The following is a 16974-nucleotide window of genomic DNA, read 5'->3' as shown; positions in this document are numbered from 1 at the left end:
ACGTCGGATGTGCGGGCTGTGCGGAGCGCTTGGGGCGGCGGACCACTGGAGCTGCGGCGGCAGGGCCGTCGCACCCGCGACGCCCGCCGTCGAGCGCTATCGGCAGGCTGACGCCGTCAATGCCGTCGTCAGCCACTACGGCCTGAGGCTGAAGGTCTGGAACGACCGTTATGTGCTTTACGGCCGCACCGGAAAGAGTGCGGTCGTGGATCACCTCGGGCAACTCTGGCCGCTGGTGGAGGCTTTTGCGGGCACCGAGATCGATCCGCTCGATCCGGCGCTTGTTTGCAGGATGAGGGCGGTGTGATGGCAGCGGACAGAGAGCCGATCGCGGTCAACGTGCTCACCGGGTTTCTCGGTGCGGGCAAGACGACGCTGCTCAACGGCCTGCTGTCGCAGCCCGATCTCTCCGATGTCGCCGTCATCATCAACGAGTTCGGCAGCATCGGCGTCGATCACCTGCTGGTCGAGACGATCGAGGACGATACGGTGCTGCTGCAGAGCGGCTGCATCTGCTGCACCATCCGGGGTGACCTGAAACAGGCGATCCTGTCGCTCTTCGAGAAGCGCAAGTCCGGGCGCATCGCACCCTTTACCCGGCTGATCATCGAGACGACGGGCCTTGCCGACCCCGCGCCCATCGTCGCGACGCTGACGGCCGATCTCATGCTGAAATACCACTTCAGGATGGGCAACATCATCACCGTCGTCGATGTGCCGAACGGGCGGCACAATATCGAGACCTATGCCGAAAGCGCGCGGCAGGTCGCCGTCGCCGATCGCCTCGTCGTGACGAAGGCCGACATTGCCGGGCCCGAAGCGACCGGCGCCTTGATCGCGCCACTGTCGGCCATGAACCCGGCCGCGACCGTCGAGATATCAGACCCGAAGAACGCGGCGGCAAGCCTCGTCGTGACGGAGGATATCCACGATCTGGCGGCCCGTCCCGCCGATGTCCGGCGGTGGGTCTCGGCAGAACGCTACCATGACCACGCCCATGGCGAGGTTGAGGACGTCAACATGCACGGCGCAATCCGGGCCGTTTCGGTCACGACGCCCAACGCCGTCTCGTGGCCGCGCTTCACAACCTGGCTGTCCCTGCTGATCAACCGCCACGGCAACCGGTTGCTGCGCGTGAAGGGTATCGTCGCGGTCGAGGGACAGGAGACGCCGGTCGTCATCCACGGCGTCCAGCACCTCATTCACCCGCCGGTGCATCTCGCGGAATGGCCGGGCGATGACAGAGGCTGCGTTCTCGTTTTCATCACCGATGGCGATATCGGCGACATCGCCCAATCGTTCTCGGCGTTTGTCGATTCGCCGGGCGACGTCCAGCCGGTGCTTCGGCAGCAGGCACGCGGATGACCGGTCTTCGCGCGATCCTAGGCGCTGATCGCGCCGCGCAGCCACATGAAGGCGTTGCGAAGGTTCGGCTCCGGCTCGTCGCGATCCAGATTGAGCTCTTCGGTGATGTGTTTCAGGTGATGCAGCATCTCGTCATGCGCCGCATCGCCATCGCCGCGCGCGATCGCTTCCACGATCGTCGAGTGCTCGTCGCGCGGACAGCAGGTTTCAGCCTCCGCATGGACGAGGATCGCAAGGCAGGTGAGGACCTGAAGCTCCGTCATCAGGCGGATGAGATAGGGATTGGCCGACATTTCCGCGAGCTTCAGGTGAAACTCGCCGGTCAGACGGACGAGAGTCGACCTGTCCTGCCGCGAGCGGGCATCGTTTTCGAGCGCGATATGGTCGCGCAGCAGACCGACATCCGCAGCGGAGCGCGTCGCAGCAATGCCGCGCACCATCGCCGGCTCCACCATGATGCGCAACTGCAGCATCTTGCGCGCCTCGTCGCGCGAGGGCGAAGCTATCGTGCATCCCTGGTTCGGCGTCTTGGTGAAAACACCGATTTCGGAAAGCTTGCTGATCGACTGGCGCACCACCGTGCGGCTGACATTGAACGCTTCGGACAGCTGTGCCTCGGTGATGCGCTGGCCGGGCGGCAGGCGTTGTTCGAAGATCGCCAGAATGAGCTTCCGGGTCACCTCGATCTCCGTGTAGCCGTGCAGCCTTTTCACCGTGTCCGCGTCTCCGCCGCCACCGGCCCCGTCCGCCGCCATGCGATTTTCAGTCATCGAATCCTCCCCGGTCTGCGCCCGTCGTTCTTGTGAGATAGCTCAAAAACGGCGCTTGATCCACTTTTCTCATGTCTCCTGCCACAATTCAATTGACAGGCACCACCATTAGACACTTAATTGTATCCAATCAAAAAAACAATGACGGGAGGATCACAGGGGAGGGCCGCGAGATCATTCCTTCACGTTGGCGTCTGCCATCAAGCGAAGCAAAAAAAGGGGAACTGAAAGTGAAACACCTGCTTCCATCGTCCAAGACCAACGCCGTGCTAACACGGCGCCTACTACTCGGCGCAACCGCCGCCTTCGCCCTTCTAGGCGCTCTGGCTTCTACCGATCTGGCAGTGGCACAGGCCGCCAAGGAAACGCTGATCGTCGCCGGGCCGCGCACGCCCGAATCGCTCGATCAGGAATATCCGCCGACCGAGGCCGTCCACGAGATGCGCCGCAACGTCTATGAGCGCCTTCTCGCCTATGAGATGAAGCCGGGCGAAGACGGCATTCTCTACGAGGATTTCTCGAAGATCACCGGCGCGCTCGCCGAAAAATGGGAAGTCGCCCCCGATTTCAAATCGATCACCTTCCACCTTCGACCGGGCGTCGTCAGCGGTGCGGGCAATCCGCTAACCGCCGATGACGTGATGTGGTCCTTCGAGCGCGGATGGAACCTCAAGTCCAACTTCCACTGGTACATGACGCAGATCCTCAAGATCGAGGATTTCGCCGCCGCCTTCCAGAAGGTGGACGACATGACGGTGAAGGTCACCATCCCCAATCCGTCGCCGCTCCTCGAAAAGCTCTGGATCAACAGCGACATCGGCATGCTCGATTCCAAGGCGATGAAGGAAAAGATCACCGCCGACGATCCGTGGGGCTCGCGCTTCCTGGCCAGCAACTCGGCTTCCTTCGGGCCGTATGTCGTCACGAAATATGCACCGGGCCAGGAAGTCGTCTATCAGGCCAACGAGAAATATTATCGCGGTGCGCCGAAGCTGAAGCGGATCATCTTCCGCGAAATGCCGACCGCGGCAAACCGGGTCGCGGCGCTCCAGGGCGGCGCGGTCGATGTCGCCGAATATCTCTCGCCGCGCGAGCTTGCACAGCTCGAGAAGGTGCCGGGCATCCAGGTCAAGAAGGTCTTCGGCAACTATATCCACCGTGTCGAAATGCAGAACCAGATGAAGCCGTTCGACGATCCGCGCGTCCGTCAGGCGATGAACTATCTCGTTCCGCGCGACGACATCTCCAAGGCGGTTTATTTCGGGACTGCGCGTCCGACGAAGAGCCCGATCTCGGAAATCTATCCGGCCTTCACGGACGAGTATTTCACCTACACGACGGATATCGAGAAGGCCAAGGCGCTGCTGGCCGAAGCCGGCATGCCGGAAGGCTTCGAGACCGAACTCGGCTATCGCACGGGCGATCAGCTGGAAGAGGAAATTGCCGTCATCCTGCAGTCGGCCTTCGCCAAGGCGGGCGTCAAGGTGAAGCTGTCCAAGCTGCCGGCCTCGACGCTGGTGGAGCGCTATACCAAGGGCGAAATACCGATGTATTTCTTCCGCGACATGGCGATTGTCCCCGATGCGGCCTATGTGGCGAACCTCTGGTTGAACAGCAACTCGCTGATCGACTATTCGCGTTTCAAGAGCGAGGAGGTCGACGGCCTGATCAACTCAGCGCTGACCGGCACCGACGAGGCCAAGCGGATCGCCGACATGAAGCGCGTCCAGCAGATCACCGTCGAGAACGCGCCCTGGGTCTTCCTCTTCAACCCCGGCTATCAGCTGGCCATGCGCGAGAACGTGAAGGGCTACTCCTGGTACACGCCGAACGGCAACGCCTGGTACGACTTCTCCAAGGAATAGTGCCCGCGATGATCGCCCGCGGACGGCTTCGCCGTCCGCGGTCTCCCTCCCTCTTACAGGAGAGATCGGAATGTATCGTTTCGGTTCCTGGGACCGGTTGCCACGACCGCTCCGGATCATTCTCGCGCGTCTGCCGATGATCGTGCCGCAGATGCTGGGTGTGATCTTCGTCACCTTCATCCTCGTCCGCCTGTTGCCCGGCGATCCGACGCTTCTGATGCTCGGCAACATGGCAACACCCGAGAGTATCGCCAATCTGCGCGAACAACTCGGCCTTAACGGCACGCTTCTGGAGCAGTTTTGGAACTACATGGCCAATGTGCTGCAGGGCGATCTCGGAACGTCGCTCTTCACGTCGAACCCAGTCGTGACCGACCTGATCGAGCGCGCACCGGCAACGCTGGAGCTCATCACCTATTCGATGATCCTGACCGTCCTCCTCGCCGTCAGCATCGCCGTGATCGCGGTCGTCCGGCCACGCGGCATCTTCGATTACGGAAGCCGCATCTACGGGCTTGCCGCCGGCGCGATCCCGGACTTCTGGGTCGGACTGCTCCTGATCTTCTTCCTCTTCTCGCTCGCAGGTATTGCGCCCGCGCCGTTCGGACGCATCGACCCGATGCTCGATACGCCGGCGGCCGTTACCGGGTTCTACACGATCGACAGCCTGATCGCAGGTGATCTCACGGCCTTCGTCTCTTCGCTCGGCCGGCTGATGCTGCCGGTCCTGACATTGACGATCGTGAACGCCGGTGCCCTCATGAAGATGACGAAGACCACCTTTGCCGACATCTGGCGCAGCGACTTCATCCGCCACCAGCGCGCAAGCGGCCTGCCGGAGCGAATCATCATCCGCAATGCGCTGCGCAACAGCCTGCCACCGATCATCACCATGGTGGGGTTTCTCGTCGGGTTCCTGCTCGGCGCTGCCGTGCTCGTCGAGACGATCTTCTCCTGGGGCGGGCTCGGCCAGTATGCCGTACAGTCGGTGATCAATTCGGATTACCCGGCTTTGCAGGGCTTCGTGCTGGTCGCCTCCGCCTTCATCCTCGTCGTCTACCTGATCGTGGATATCCTCTACGAACTCGCCGACCCGCGGATCCGGGTCTGAGGGCGCCATGGCAAAACTTCTCGATTTCCTCTCCTTCACCGCGCGCCGTCCTGCGGCACTCCTCGGCTTCGCCCTTCTCATCCTGCAGATCGTGGCGATCGTCTTTGCGCCCGCGCTCGCGACGCATTCGCCCACCACCGCCGATCCGATCGTCTCGCTGCAGCCACCCTCGGCGGATCACTGGTTAGGCACGGATGTCTCGGGCATGGACATCTATTCCCGCATCATCTTCGCGACGCGCATCAACCTCCTGATCTCCGTCACGGCCGTGCTGGCCGCCTTCCTCATCGGCGTGCCGATCGGTCTTCTCGTCGGCTACTACCGCAACTGGGTCTGCGGACTGACCATGCGCGTCTTCGACTTCATCCAGTCCTTCCCGGTCTTCGTGCTCGGCATGGCGCTCGTCTCCGTCATGGGGCAGGAGATCTGGAATGTCGCGATCGTGCTCGCGGTGCTGTTCATCCCCGTCTTCGCCCGGCTGATTCGCGCCGAAGTGCTGTCCTTGCGCGAACGGCCGTTCATTGCGGCCGCGCGCTGCAGCGGCGCGACGGACAGCGGGATCATGTTCCGCCACATCCTGCCCAATGCGCTGACGCCCTCGATCGTGCAGGTTTCGATCAGCGTCGGCATGGCGATCCTGCTGACGGCGGGCCTCTCCTTCATCGGGGCGGGTGTGCGCATGCCGGTTCCCGAATGGGGTCTGATGGTGTCGGTCGGATCGCAGCAGATGATCCTCGGCGTCTGGTGGGTCTCACTCTTCCCGGGCCTTGCGATCGTCTTCTCGGTCTTGAGTTTTGCCCTGCTCGGCGATGCCGTGCGCGAATATTTCGACCCCCGCAGGGAGAGAAACTGATGTCGGATACCGCAAAGACCCCGCTCGTCGAGGTGAAGGGCCTGACCGTCGCCTTCGACGGCAGGAGAGCCCTCGACGGCATCGACATCACGCTGGGCAGTGACGAGGTCCTCGGCATTGTCGGCGAGACCGGCGCGGGCAAGTCGGTCCTCGCCCGCGCGCTGATCAGACTGTTGCCGGAAATGGCCGAGATCGTCTCTGGCGAAATCAAGGTCGCCGGACGGTCGTTGACCGACATTGGTGACAGGGATCTTCGCGCTTTGCGGGGCGGTGAAGTGGCACTGATCGGAACGGACGCCAAGTCGCTGCTCGATCCGGTGCGGACCGTTGGCGATCAGGTTGCCGACGTGCTCCAGGCGCATCGGCGCCTGGGCCGCAAGGACGCGATGGCCGCGGCCATCGACCTTTTTACCAAGGTCGGGATCGTCGATCCGGGGCAGCGCGCGACCGCCTATCCGCATCAGCTCTCCGGCGGCATGGCGCAACGCATCGTCATTGCGATGGCCTTGATCGCCGGGCCGAAGGTCATTCTGGCCGACGATGCGACGCTCGGCCTCGATGCGACGATCCAGGTTCAGGTGCTCGACCTCCTGGTCTCCCGCTGCCGCGAACTCGGGCTCGGCGCCCTCATCATCACGCACGATCTCGGCATCGTCGCCCGCTATTGCGACCGCGTCGCCATCATGCGCGAGGGCAGGATCGTGGAGGCAACGACCACCTCGGCGTTTCTCGATGGACCGTCCACGCCCTATGGCGTCGAGCTTCTGGCCGCCGCCAAGGCCCGGCCGGTACCCATGGTGAAGGCGGAGGCGGTGGCGACAGCGCCCGGAACGCTCCAGTCGGCTTCTGCCGTCGAGGTCGTCGGGCTCAGGAAGTATTTCAACACACCGTCCGGCCATATCGTGCGGGCCGTCGATGATGTGAGCTTCCGCATCCCGCGGGGCGAGACGCTGGCACTGGTCGGCGAAAGCGGGTCGGGCAAGACGACGGTCGGGCAATGCCTGGTCCGGCTGCTGGCTTCCGATGCCGGCAGTGTCGTCTTCGGCGGGCAGGACATTCTCGGTCTGTCCGACAAGGCCTTCCGGCCGGTGCGCAGGAACATCCAGATGGTGTTTCAGGAGCCCTATGTGGCGCTCAATCCGCGCTGGCAGGTCGAGGACCTGATTGCCGAGCCGCTGGGGCTCGATCCGACGATCACGAGCGTGGCCGACAGGCGCAAACGCGTGCTTGACATGCTGGAGCTCGTGCGCCTGCCCGCGAAACTGGCCACGTCCTTCCCGCACCAGCTGACGGCCGGGGAACAGAAGCGGGTCGGGATGGCCCGGGCGCTGGCGACACGTCCGGATTTCGTCGTTTTCGACGAGCCGACGACGGCGCTCGACATCCGGGTGCGGGCGCAGATCATCGATCTCGTCCGCGATCTGCAGCGCGACATGGCGCTCGCAACGCTCTTCATCACGCATGACCTGAACTCCGTCCGGTCTCTGGCGCACAACGTCGCCGTGATGCGCCATGGAAAGATCGTCGAGACGGGTGCCACGGAGCGCATCTTCGCAGCGCCGGAGCACGACTACACGAAGATGCTGCTCGGCGCGGAACTGCCCATCGAGCACTTTGTCGAATGAGCCGGACAGAGGAGAGACAATCATGAGCGAATACGTCCTGGTCACCGGTGCCATCGGCCTTATCGGCCACGCCGTGCGGACGCGGCTGGAAGACAGGGGCGACAAGGTGATCGCCATCGACCGCATCGCCACGTCGATCGACGGCCGCGACGTGCTGGAATGCGACGTCACGGATGCGCACGGTCTGCACGCGATCGCCCGCCGGTTTCCGCTGCGCGCCATCGTGCATTGCGGCGCGTTCTCCGGACCGATGGTCTCGCCGGATCACCCGATGCAGATGATCCGCGTCAATGTCGGTGGCACGGCCAATGTCGGCGAGCTTGCGCGCGTCATCGGCGGCATCCGCCTCGTCTTCGCGTCGACGGCGACGGCCTATGGTGCCACGCCGAAAGGGCCGGTGCCGGAGAACACCGTCATGGAACCGGACTCCATGTACGGCGCTTCTAAGGCCGCGAGCGAGCAGATCCTCAATGCCTACAAGCGCCAGTTCGGCGTCGATACGGTGAGCATCCGCCTGACCTGGGTCTACGGCCCGCGGCGCACGACCGCCTGCCTGATCCGCAAGATGCTGACCGACGCCATGGCCGGTCGCCCGACGCAGATCCCCTATGGCCGCGACTTTCCGCGCCAGTATATCCACATCAACGACGCGGCCGACGCCATGGTGGCGGCCCTTGATCGGCCGAACCTTCCGCAGCAGGCCTACAACATTTCCGGCGGCAGCTGGCTGACGCTGTCCGAGGTAGCGGAAGCCGTCATGGGCGTCATTCCCGGCGCTCGCGTCGAGGTGCTGCCCGGCGACGATCCGGGCGACATGCACCAGGAACGGTTCGACATTTCCGCCGCTGAACGCGATCTCGGCTACCGGCCAAAGATGTCGCTCGAGCGCGGCGTCACATCCTATTTCGATTGGCTCAAGGCAAATGGAGTAACGGCATGACCGGCGTAAATCCTCTTTCCCTCGCAGGCCGGCGCGCCGTCATCACCGGCGGCAGCCGCGGCATCGGTGCGGCGATCGCGACGCTTTTCGCCGAGGCCGGCGCCGAGATCGCGATCTGCCATTTGAACGATGCGAGCGGCGCGGAAGCCCTGTCGGCGACCTTCTCCGCCATGGGGAAGAGCCTGCCCGTCATGGAATGCGACGTGGCGGACGAAACAGCTGTCGAAGCCCTTGCGCGCTGGACCGACGAGGTACTCGGCCCGGTCGACATCCTCGTCAACTGCGCCGGCATCGGCGGTGCCGAAAAGCCGTTCGGCGAAGTGTCCGTCGGCGACTGGGACCGGATGCTTGGCGTCAACCTGCGCGGCGTCTTCCTCGTCACGAAGCGATATTTTCCCGGTATGGTCGAACGCGAATACGGCCGTATCGTCAACATCGCCTCGCAGCTCGCCTACAAGGGCGCGCCGGGACTGGCACCCTATGTCGCCGCAAAGGCGGGGGTCGTGGGCTTCACCCGGGCGCTGTCCTACGAGGGCGCACCGCACAATGTGATGATCAACGGCATCGCGCCGGGGCCGGTGGAAACGCCGATGCTGGCCGGGCACAGCGACGCCTGGCTTGCGATGAAGAAGGGCCAGCTTCCCGTGGGCCGCTTCGGCAAGCCGGACGAGATTGCGCCGACAGCGCTGCTTCTCGCTTCCGAAGCGGGCGGCGCTTTCTATTGCGGACAAACGCTGTCGCCGAATGGCGGCGACGTCATGCTTTGAGACGGGGAGATACCAAGATGCAGACTTTCGACATGGTCATTCGCGGCGGTACCGTCGTCACCGCTGCCGATACGGTCGTCGCCGACGTCGGCATTGCCGATGGCAAGGTCGTCGCCGTCGCGCTCGACCTGCCGGCCGGACGGGAAGAGATCAACGCCAAAGGTTTGCTGGTCATGCCGGGCGGTATCGACAGCCACGTCCATCTGGCACAGCCGGCCTTCGGCGGACCGGCCATGGCGGACGGATTCGAGACGGGCACGCGCTCGGCGATTGCCGGCGGCAACACCACCGTCATCCCCTTCGCGCTGCAGTCGCGTGGGACGTCCCTGCGGCAGGCGGTCACGGACTACCACAAGGAGGCGGACGGCAATGCGCTTTGCGACTATGGCTTCCACCTCATCCTGACCGATCCGACGCCCGCGGCCCTCGGGCAGGAGCTGCCGGCGCTCGTTGCCGATGGATACACCTCCCTCAAAGTCTTCATGACCTATGACGACATGGTGCTGAACGACCGCGAACTGCTCGAAGTCTTCGACGCGGCCGGCGCGCTCGGCGCGCTCGTGATGGTCCATTGCGAAGGCTATGACGCGATCCGTTTCATGACCGAAAAGCTGGAAAAGGCCGGCAAGATCGCACCCTACTATCATGCAGTTTCGCGGCCGCAGAGCGTCGAGCGGGAGGCGGCACACCGGGCGATCAGCCATTCCGAGCTGACTGGCGTGCCCATCATGATCGTGCATGTCTCCGGTGGCGAGGCCGTCGAGCAAATCCGCTGGGCGCGCAACAAGGGCCTCTCGATCTTCGCCGAAACCTGCACCCAGTACATCTCGCTCACGGCCGACGATCTCAAGGGCCTCAACATGGACGAGAGTGGTTCCAAATATGTCTGCTCCCCGCCGCCGCGTGACCATGCGAGCTGGGAGGCGATCTGGAGCGGGATCAAGACGGGCGTCTTTCAGACATTTTCTTCCGATCACTGCCCGTTCTTCTTCGAAGGCCCGCTCGGAAAGAAGCATGCAAAGGCACGCACCTCCTTTCGCTGGGTGCCGAACGGCATTCCCGGGGTCGAGGTCCGCATGCCGATCCTCTACTCCGAAGGCGTGGTGAAGGGCCGGATCAGCGTCAACGAGTTCGTCGCGCTTACCTCCACCAACCATGCGAAGATGTACGGACTCTACCCGAAAAAGGGCTCGATTGCGCCGGGCTTCGACGCAGACATCGTTCTTTGGGATCCGGAAAAAAAGGTTACGATCAGCCAGACCCTCATGCACCACGGCGCCGACTATACGCCCTGGGAAGGGTTCGACGTGACGGGATGGCCAGTCATGACGCTGCTTCGCGGGAAGATTGCCGCGCGGGATGGCGAGGTGATTGCGCAACCCGGGCAGGGGCAATTCCTACCGCGCGCGATGTCCTACTTTGCGAAGGCGCAAATAGCCTCATAACGCAAACGCCGACGGGATAAATGAGACCCTGCTTGGACGACTGTGTTGCACGGATCAGATCGTAATTAGCATTTGGCCTTTCAGCAAATGATCAGCTGACACGCTCGTATTTTGCCCGTCCGAAGGCGGACATGCGGTTCAGGGCGCTGGCGCCGATGTTCGTTTCGGTGATCTGATTTTCGAGGTTCCTGGCGTGTAGCCGGTCGCCGATGACCGCTTTCCAGCGCCCTATCTGAGCTTCGATCCGTGATCTCTGATTATAGCCGGTCGCAGCCTGCCAAGCCATCCGGCCATGTTTGGCGATATGCTCGATATGCTGGTTCCGCTGACAATTGTCGCCGGAAACAGCGTTCTTCGGAGGCGGGACGACGACATCGACCTCGCTTCCGAAAGCGCCTGCCAGGCAATCCGAAACGCCAGAGCCATCATAGGCGCCGTCTGCCAGAAACCGACCGACTTGTGCGTCGACACGATCGAGGAGACTTGGCAGCGCGGTCTCGTCGCCAACGTGTTCGGTCGTTAGTTCGGATGCAAGAATGTCTCCGCTGTCAGGATCGAGGGCAAGGTGCAGCTTTCACCAGCTCTTGCGAGCGCCTTTGGCACCGTGCTTGTGACCGTTCCAGCCAACCTCGCTGTGAACCTTCAGTCCTGTGCTGTCCACAATCAGAGTGATCGGCTTGTCGGACGCACGGCTCTTTTGTGCCACCTTCAAGCTCTTGCCACGCCGTGAAAGGGTCGAGAAATCCGGCACTGGCAGGGCTAACCTCATCAGCTTCGCACTTGACTGCGTATTCCGCTGAAGCCGGCCATTGATTCCGAAACGAAGCCGGCCACCTGTTCCGATTTCATTCCGGCCAGCATTCCGAATTGAAGCCGGCCAGTCGATGCTCCCCTGGGTCGTTGTTTTGAATGTCCACTTCGCATCGTGTCGGGGCGATTTGCGACATGCCATTTGGCCAACCATTGGTCAGGCTCAAGAGATCGATCCCGGACCGGGCAGGAGCCAAAAATAAGCCTGGCAAGTGGTCGGACTTGGATCCACCGAACCAGTCTCGCGATGCCGCTTCAGCCTTTCAACTGGTCTGCGCCAAACCATCAGGCCTCGATCGGGAACGCAAAGCCTGCCTTCACCCTGTCCATGACCACCATGGTCTTGAAGCCCTTGATATCGTGGTTTTCGTAGAAGAACCGGCGTGTGAACGCTTCGTAGTCCTCCATGTCCTTGGCCGTGATCACGAGGATGAAGTCGGCGTCGCCGGTAACGTAAAAACCGATCATTACCTCCTTTGTCGCCCGGATTGCTGCCTTGAACCGATCCACTATGTCTGCACGTTCTCGCTCCAGAGAGACCAGAACAATCATAGTGATTCCACGCCCGACAGCCTTCGGAGACACGATCGCTACATCTGCTTCAATCACACCCTCTTGCCGCAACCGCTTCAGGCGCCGTTGGCAAGCCGTGGGTGAGAGGTTGACGATGCCCGCCAGCTCTTCCGAGGTTAAACGATTGTTCTTTTGAACGGCATCCAAGAGCGCTCTGTCGGCTCGATCCAGCGTGGTCATGCATAAATCCTGCGTAGGATACAAAAACTAAGTCGCTATCCTGCGTAGAGCTGACCGACTACGCAGTCAAGCGATCAAGGGGCGAGGTTAGGCTACAGCACTTCGGTAAAGGAGAGGCACATGAAAGGCATTGCCAGCACGGCATTGAAATCATTGCGACAGCCCGAGTTGCTCGAGCGCCGCGCGTTTCTGGATGGCGCCTGGGTCGAGCGGACCAGAACATTGCCTGTCAGAGATCCGGCCACCGAAGAACATCTCGGTGATGTCGCGGCCTGTTCATGGGAGGATGTCGATCATGCCGTTCAGGCGGCTAGCCGGGCGTTTTTGGTCTGGCGTGACATGTTGCCGGTTGAACGCGGCGGCATTCTGCGCGCTTGGGCAAAGTTGATGCGTGACAACGCGCAAGACCTCTCAGTCATCATGACTGCGGAACAGGGCAAACCTCTCGCCGAGTCGCAGGGCGAGATTTCCTATGCCGCAAACTTTCTCGACTGGTTCGCCGCCGAAGGCGAACGCGCCTATGGTGAAACTCTCCCCAGTCATCTTCCTGGCGGCCGGATTTCGGTGCATATGCAGCCGGTAGGGGTGACCGTTGCCATCACGCCATGGAATTTTCCTGCCGCCATGATCACCCGCAAGGCCGGTGCAGCACTCGCCGCCGGTTGCACAATGATCGTCAAACCCGCGCCTGAGACACCGCTTTCGGCACTGGCGCTCGCAAAACTAGCCCAGCAGGCCGGTATTCCTGCCGGGGTCTTCCAGGTCCTAACGGGCGAAGCCGCCCCTCTCTCAAGCCGATTGCTCGAACACACCGAGGTCAGGGCTTTCTCGTTTACCGGCTCGACGGAGGTCGGACGCATCCTGCTCACCCAGTCGGCCGCAACGATCAAGAAGGCTTCGCTCGAACTCGGTGGCCATGCCCCCTTCATCCTCTTTGACGACACGGATCTCAGCGAGGCGGTGAAGGGGTGCATCGGAGCCAAGTTCGCGACGTCGGGACAGGATTGCCTGGCGGCAAACCGGATCTATGTCCAACGTGGCATCTACAGTCGTTTCGTGGATGCCTTTGCCAAGGCAACCTCTGAACTCAAGGTCGGCCACGGCCTTGAGACCGGCGTCGACATCGGGCCGATGACACGTGCCTCTGTCGCGGAGAAATGCCGCAAGCATGTCTCTCAGGCCTTGTCTGCCGGCGCGCGTCTTGTCTGTGGAGGTCAGGACAGCCCGTTGGGTGGCAGCTTCGTCATGCCGACTGTATTGGCCGACGTCACCGACGACATGCTGATCGCAAGAGAGGAGACCTTCGGCCCGATCGCCGCGATCATGCCTTTCGACGACGAAAACGAAGTGCTCCGCCGGGCCAATGACACTGAAATGGGTCTGGCCGCCTATGTCTACACCCGCGATCTTGCCCGCGCGATGCGACTGACGGAAAGGCTCGAATACGGAATGGTCGCCGTCAACACACCGAAGTTTACAGGCGCGCCCATCCCCTTTGGCGGCTGGAAACAATCCGGCCTTGGCCGCGAAGGCTCGCGTCATGGTCTGCTCGAATATCTCGAGGCGAAATATGTCTGCTTTGGAAAGCTCGCTGCTTGAAAGGATCTGAACCATGAATGCCAATCTCAATCAAATCGCCGAGATGGACCGCAATTCTGTCCTCCACCCCTTCACCCAGTTGCATGATTTTGCCAGCGGCAAGCTGGGCGATCCGACGATCGTCGAGACCGGCAAGGGCATCCGCATTCAGGATGCGCATGGCAAACAACTGATCGACGGCTTTGCAGGGCTTTATTGCGTCAATGTTGGGTATGGCCGGACCGAGGTTGCGGAAGCCATATCCCGCCAGGCCTATCGCCTCGCCTATTACCACTCCTATGCCGCGCATACGACAGATGAACTTGCGATCCTGTCCGATCGCCTGGTCAAAATGGCGCCCGGCAAGATGAGCAAGGTCTTCTACGGCATGTCGGGTTCCGACGCCAATGAGACGCAGGCCAAGCTCGTCTGGTACTACAGCAACCTTCGCGGCAAGCCGAAGAAGAAGAAGATCATCTCCAGAGAGCGTGGCTATCATGGCTGCAGCGTGGTGTCCGGCTCCATGACCGGGATGAGCTTCTATCACGACCATATGGACTTGCCACGAGCAGGCATCCTCCATACGGGCGCGCCCCACCACTACTGGGGCGCCGAAGCCGGAGAAACAGAGCTTGAATTCTCCGAGCGTCGGGCGGCCGAACTGGAGGCGCTCATTCTGCGCGAAGATCCCGACACGATCGGCGCCTTTATCGCCGAGCCTGTGCTGGGAACCGGGGGCATCACGCCGCCGCCTCAGGGCTATTGGGAGGAAATCCAGAAGGTACTCAGGAAATACGACGTCCTCCTGATTGCGGACGAGGTCATCACCGGCTTTGGCCGAACGGGTTCAATGTTCGGATCGGAGCACTATGGCATCGAGCCGGACCTCATCACCGTCGCCAAGGGCCTGACATCGGCCTACTTCCCCCTCTCCGGCGCAATCGTCGGCGAGAAGGTCTACAAGGTCATGGAAGAAGGCGCCGATCGCGTCGGTGCCTTCTCGCATGGCTATACCTATTCAGGCCATCCGATCGGTGCGGCAGCGGCAAACGCGGTCCTCGACATCGTCGAGAAGGAAGACCTCCCGGGCAATGCACGCAAGGTCGGCGCCTATTTCCAGGCGCAACTGAAGGAAAAATTCGCGCAACTCCCCATCGTCGGCGAGGTTCGCGGCGTCGGGCTGATGGGCGCGATCGAGTTCGTCGCCGACCGTGAAAACAAGACGCGGTTTGCCCCGTCGCTGTCCGTAGGCGCACGAGTTTCGAAGGCAGCCAGAAGCCGTGGATTGATTGCAAGGGCCATGCCGCATGGCGACATCCTGGGCTTCGCTCCTCCTCTTGTGACGACGAAGGAAGAGATCGACGAAATCGTCGCCATCGCCGAATCTGCCATACGCTCCGTCATGGATGAGCTGGTGCAGGCCGGCGAAAAGATCTGACAACCAGCGGCAGAAGCCGTCGTCCCTGCGGCGCGAGAGACCGTTGCGGCTCAAAGTTCGAAATAATCCGAGGCGATTGCGCCTCGGATTGCTTATCGCTTCATTTTTTGAGGTGTTCCGTGCATAATGTCATGAAATTTACGCCGCACTAGCGAGACAATTTCATGCGCCATCAATCCAATCCTTTTGTCCGTGAACTCCTTCCCGTTGCCAAACCAGTGGCTTGGCGCCCCCAACTCGCCAAGCAAAAGGGTGAGACGAAGCACGCGGCGCTGACCGAAAGGATCATTGCCGATATCGACTCGGGCATCCTCAAGCCCATGGACCGGATGCCGACGCATCGGGACCTGGCACGCGATCTTGGCCTCTCGGTCCAGACCGTCAGCCTGTCATACAAAGAGGCAGAACGCCTCGGATATCTCAGCGGCGAAATCGGGCGCGGCACATTCGTCAAGGCGCGCGTGACAGATCGAGCTGGCCGCATGATGCTCGATCACAGCACCAATGAGGTGCTTGACCTTTCCATCATACGAGGCGTCTATCTCGACATACACGAGCGCGCATCCCGCGATATCCTTCGCGAGCTCTCTGAGGATAACAATTCGAGCTTTATGCGGCCTTGCCGCCCGATTGCCGGCCTCGATCGCCACCGGGAAACGGCGCGTGACTGGTTGCGAACCCTGAACGTTGACGCCTCCGCGGAGCGAATTCTCATTACGAACGGGGCTGCCCATGGCATCTTTCTTGCGCTCAGCTGCATCGTTCGGTCTGGTGATGTTATCCTGTGCGAGAATTTGACCGATCATGGCATCATCGGCCTCTCGAACGTGCTCGGCTTTACCCTGAAGGGCTTGCCGACGGACGAAGAAGGGATCCTGCCTGACGCCCTGGCCGCTGCATGTGCCGGCGGTGGCGTACGTGCGCTGGTCCTCATCCCGACACTGAATAATCCGACAGGTCACGTGGCGGGTGCCCAAAGGCGACGCGAGATCGCGGCAATCGCCGAGCAATACGGAGTCTTTGTCGTGGAAGACGAAGTGTACCGGCCAATGATCGCGGACGACTTGCCGTCGATCTGCGATATGCTTCCCGATCTGGGTTTTTATGTCACAAGCTTTACAAAGGCTGTGCTGACCGGGCTTCGCGTCGGCTACCTGGTCGTGCCGCGTTCCTATTCCATCAGGGCCGCCTCCATCCTGCGCGTAACGAGTTGGAGCGGCACCTATCTCGCAGGTGAGATTGCCACGCGCTGGGTCGAGAACGGGATGGCGCGCAAGTTGGTGGCCATCCAGCGTGAGGAAGCACGGAAGCGCCAGCAATTGGCGGTGGACGTTCTCGAAGATCATATTTCCTCGAGCCACCCGCTTTCTCTGTGTGCATGGCTGAGGGTTCCTCCTCACTGGACCGAAGAGAGCCTCGTCCGCGCGCTCGCCAATCAGAAAGTCGCCGTCACTCCATCCGAGCCATTCATAGCGGGCCCAGGCCATGGGGGCGGAATTCGCATCTGTCTGGGCGGACGCCTGGACGAATTCGCACTTGTCCAAGCCCTGACCACAGTGCGCCAGACGTTCGAGCAATTGCCGCCGGTCTACGATATCGGATCGATAGGCTGAGACGACTTGCAGCAATCATTGAATCATTACAATATAATAAT

16 protein-coding genes are annotated in these 16974 nt (G+C 61.7%); 12 read left to right on the top strand and 4 right to left on the bottom strand.

What is annotated here, in order from left to right:
- The first annotated feature begins 7 nt into the window (after nucleotides 1-7).
- A complete protein-coding gene (locus ACQKP1_RS23610; protein WP_427277287.1) occupies nucleotides 8-307 on the top strand; it encodes a hypothetical protein in 300 nt (99 codons plus the stop codon).
- Complete coding sequence (locus ACQKP1_RS23605) at nucleotides 307-1365, top strand: CobW family GTP-binding protein (RefSeq protein ID WP_427277286.1); 1059 nt, start codon at nucleotides 307-309, stop codon at nucleotides 1363-1365. Before ACQKP1_RS23610 ends, ACQKP1_RS23605 begins: the two co-directional genes overlap by 1 nt.
- A 17-nt stretch (nucleotides 1366-1382) precedes the next feature.
- Here ACQKP1_RS23605 and ACQKP1_RS23600 read toward each other — a convergent pair whose 3' ends face one another.
- Entirely contained in the window at nucleotides 1383-2135 is a 753-nt protein-coding gene (locus ACQKP1_RS23600) for a GntR family transcriptional regulator (protein ID WP_427277285.1), read from the bottom strand.
- Nucleotides 2136-2365: 230 nt separating this feature from the next.
- On the opposite strand from ACQKP1_RS23600, the gene ACQKP1_RS23595 reads away from it, so the two are divergent.
- The 7 genes from ACQKP1_RS23595 (at nucleotide 2366) to hydA (ending at nucleotide 10741) form a co-directional block, all read left to right on the top strand.
- Complete coding sequence (locus ACQKP1_RS23595; protein ID WP_427277284.1) at nucleotides 2366-4000, top strand: ABC transporter substrate-binding protein; 1635 nt, start codon at nucleotides 2366-2368, stop codon at nucleotides 3998-4000.
- Nucleotides 4001-4070: 70 nt separating this feature from the next.
- Nucleotides 4071-5111: an ABC transporter permease gene (locus ACQKP1_RS23590; RefSeq protein ID WP_427277283.1), complete on the top strand. Its 1041-nt coding sequence runs from the start codon at nucleotides 4071-4073 to the stop codon at nucleotides 5109-5111.
- A 7-nt stretch (nucleotides 5112-5118) separates the two neighbouring features.
- The gene (locus ACQKP1_RS23585) at nucleotides 5119-5964 is read left to right on the top strand and encodes an ABC transporter permease (protein WP_427277282.1); all 846 of its coding nucleotides are present in this window, start codon (nucleotides 5119-5121) and stop codon (nucleotides 5962-5964) included.
- Entirely contained in the window at nucleotides 5964-7589 is a 1626-nt protein-coding gene (locus ACQKP1_RS23580) for an ATP-binding cassette domain-containing protein (RefSeq protein ID WP_427277281.1), read from the top strand. Before ACQKP1_RS23585 ends, ACQKP1_RS23580 begins: the two co-directional genes overlap by 1 nt.
- Nucleotides 7590-7611: 22 nt before the next feature.
- A complete protein-coding gene (locus tag ACQKP1_RS23575; protein WP_427277280.1) occupies nucleotides 7612-8529 on the top strand; it encodes an NAD-dependent epimerase/dehydratase family protein in 918 nt (305 codons plus the stop codon).
- On the top strand, nucleotides 8526-9296 hold the full coding sequence (locus tag ACQKP1_RS23570) for an SDR family NAD(P)-dependent oxidoreductase (RefSeq protein ID WP_427277279.1): 771 nt from the start codon (nucleotides 8526-8528) through the stop codon (nucleotides 9294-9296). The genes ACQKP1_RS23575 and ACQKP1_RS23570 overlap by 4 nt, the downstream gene beginning before the upstream one ends.
- 17 nt (nucleotides 9297-9313) lie before the next feature.
- A complete protein-coding gene (gene hydA, locus ACQKP1_RS23565) occupies nucleotides 9314-10741 on the top strand; it encodes a dihydropyrimidinase (protein WP_427277278.1) in 1428 nt (475 codons plus the stop codon).
- A gap of 91 nt (nucleotides 10742-10832) precedes the next feature.
- Here hydA and ACQKP1_RS23560 read toward each other — a convergent pair whose 3' ends face one another.
- The 3 genes from ACQKP1_RS23560 to ACQKP1_RS23550 all read right to left on the bottom strand — a co-directional run bounded on the left by ACQKP1_RS23560 (nucleotide 10833) and on the right by ACQKP1_RS23550 (nucleotide 12304).
- Entirely contained in the window at nucleotides 10833-11279 is a 447-nt protein-coding gene (locus ACQKP1_RS23560) for a transposase (protein ID WP_427277310.1), read from the bottom strand.
- Between the two features lie 36 nt (nucleotides 11280-11315).
- The gene (locus ACQKP1_RS23555; protein ID WP_427277277.1) at nucleotides 11316-11693 is read right to left on the bottom strand and encodes a transposase; all 378 of its coding nucleotides are present in this window, start codon (nucleotides 11691-11693) and stop codon (nucleotides 11316-11318) included.
- 143 nt (nucleotides 11694-11836) lie between these two features.
- On the bottom strand, nucleotides 11837-12304 hold the full coding sequence (locus ACQKP1_RS23550) for an Lrp/AsnC family transcriptional regulator (RefSeq protein ID WP_427277276.1): 468 nt from the start codon (nucleotides 12302-12304) through the stop codon (nucleotides 11837-11839).
- Nucleotides 12305-12424: 120 nt separating this feature from the next.
- On the opposite strand from ACQKP1_RS23550, the gene ACQKP1_RS23545 reads away from it, so the two are divergent.
- From ACQKP1_RS23545 to ACQKP1_RS23535, 3 genes are all read left to right on the top strand, one after another.
- A complete protein-coding gene (locus ACQKP1_RS23545) occupies nucleotides 12425-13903 on the top strand; it encodes an NAD-dependent succinate-semialdehyde dehydrogenase (RefSeq protein WP_427277275.1) in 1479 nt (492 codons plus the stop codon).
- A gap of 13 nt (nucleotides 13904-13916) precedes the next feature.
- Complete coding sequence (locus ACQKP1_RS23540) at nucleotides 13917-15320, top strand: aspartate aminotransferase family protein (RefSeq protein WP_427277274.1); 1404 nt, start codon at nucleotides 13917-13919, stop codon at nucleotides 15318-15320.
- 164 nt (nucleotides 15321-15484) lie between these two features.
- Nucleotides 15485-16933 (top strand): PLP-dependent aminotransferase family protein, encoded by a 1449-nt coding sequence (locus ACQKP1_RS23535; protein ID WP_427277273.1) that lies wholly within the window; start codon nucleotides 15485-15487, stop codon nucleotides 16931-16933.
- Nucleotides 16934-16974 lie beyond the last annotated feature (41 nt).

The sequence above is a fragment of the Allorhizobium sp. NPDC080224 genome (assembly GCF_050281005.1).
Classification (GTDB): Bacteria; Pseudomonadota; Alphaproteobacteria; order Rhizobiales; family Rhizobiaceae; genus Allorhizobium.
Note: the sequence above shows the minus strand (reverse complement) of the source record. Positions and strands in the feature narration are given on the sequence as shown.

What these genes read in the sequence shown, in the direction of transcription:
- ACQKP1_RS23610 (WP_427277287.1), top strand. Translation starts at nt 8, where the DNA reads ATGTGCGGGCTGTGCGGAGCGCTTGGGGCGGCGGACCACTGGAGCTGC.
- ACQKP1_RS23605 (WP_427277286.1), top strand. Translation starts at nt 307, where the DNA reads ATGGCAGCGGACAGAGAGCCGATCGCGGTCAACGTGCTCACCGGGTTT.
- ACQKP1_RS23600 (WP_427277285.1), bottom strand. Translation starts at nt 2,135, where the DNA reads ATGACTGAAAATCGCATGGCGGCGGACGGGGCCGGTGGCGGCGGAGAC.
- ACQKP1_RS23590 (WP_427277283.1), top strand. Translation starts at nt 4,071, where the DNA reads ATGTATCGTTTCGGTTCCTGGGACCGGTTGCCACGACCGCTCCGGATC.
- ACQKP1_RS23585 (WP_427277282.1), top strand. Translation starts at nt 5,119, where the DNA reads ATGGCAAAACTTCTCGATTTCCTCTCCTTCACCGCGCGCCGTCCTGCG.
- ACQKP1_RS23580 (WP_427277281.1), top strand. Translation starts at nt 5,964, where the DNA reads ATGTCGGATACCGCAAAGACCCCGCTCGTCGAGGTGAAGGGCCTGACC.
- ACQKP1_RS23575 (WP_427277280.1), top strand. Translation starts at nt 7,612, where the DNA reads ATGAGCGAATACGTCCTGGTCACCGGTGCCATCGGCCTTATCGGCCAC.
- ACQKP1_RS23570 (WP_427277279.1), top strand. Translation starts at nt 8,526, where the DNA reads ATGACCGGCGTAAATCCTCTTTCCCTCGCAGGCCGGCGCGCCGTCATC.
- hydA (WP_427277278.1), top strand. Translation starts at nt 9,314, where the DNA reads ATGCAGACTTTCGACATGGTCATTCGCGGCGGTACCGTCGTCACCGCT.
- ACQKP1_RS23555 (WP_427277277.1), bottom strand. Translation starts at nt 11,693, where the DNA reads ATGGCATGTCGCAAATCGCCCCGACACGATGCGAAGTGGACATTCAAA.
- ACQKP1_RS23550 (WP_427277276.1), bottom strand. Translation starts at nt 12,304, where the DNA reads ATGACCACGCTGGATCGAGCCGACAGAGCGCTCTTGGATGCCGTTCAA.
- ACQKP1_RS23545 (WP_427277275.1), top strand. Translation starts at nt 12,425, where the DNA reads ATGAAAGGCATTGCCAGCACGGCATTGAAATCATTGCGACAGCCCGAG.
- ACQKP1_RS23540 (WP_427277274.1), top strand. Translation starts at nt 13,917, where the DNA reads ATGAATGCCAATCTCAATCAAATCGCCGAGATGGACCGCAATTCTGTC.
- ACQKP1_RS23535 (WP_427277273.1), top strand. Translation starts at nt 15,485, where the DNA reads ATGCGCCATCAATCCAATCCTTTTGTCCGTGAACTCCTTCCCGTTGCC.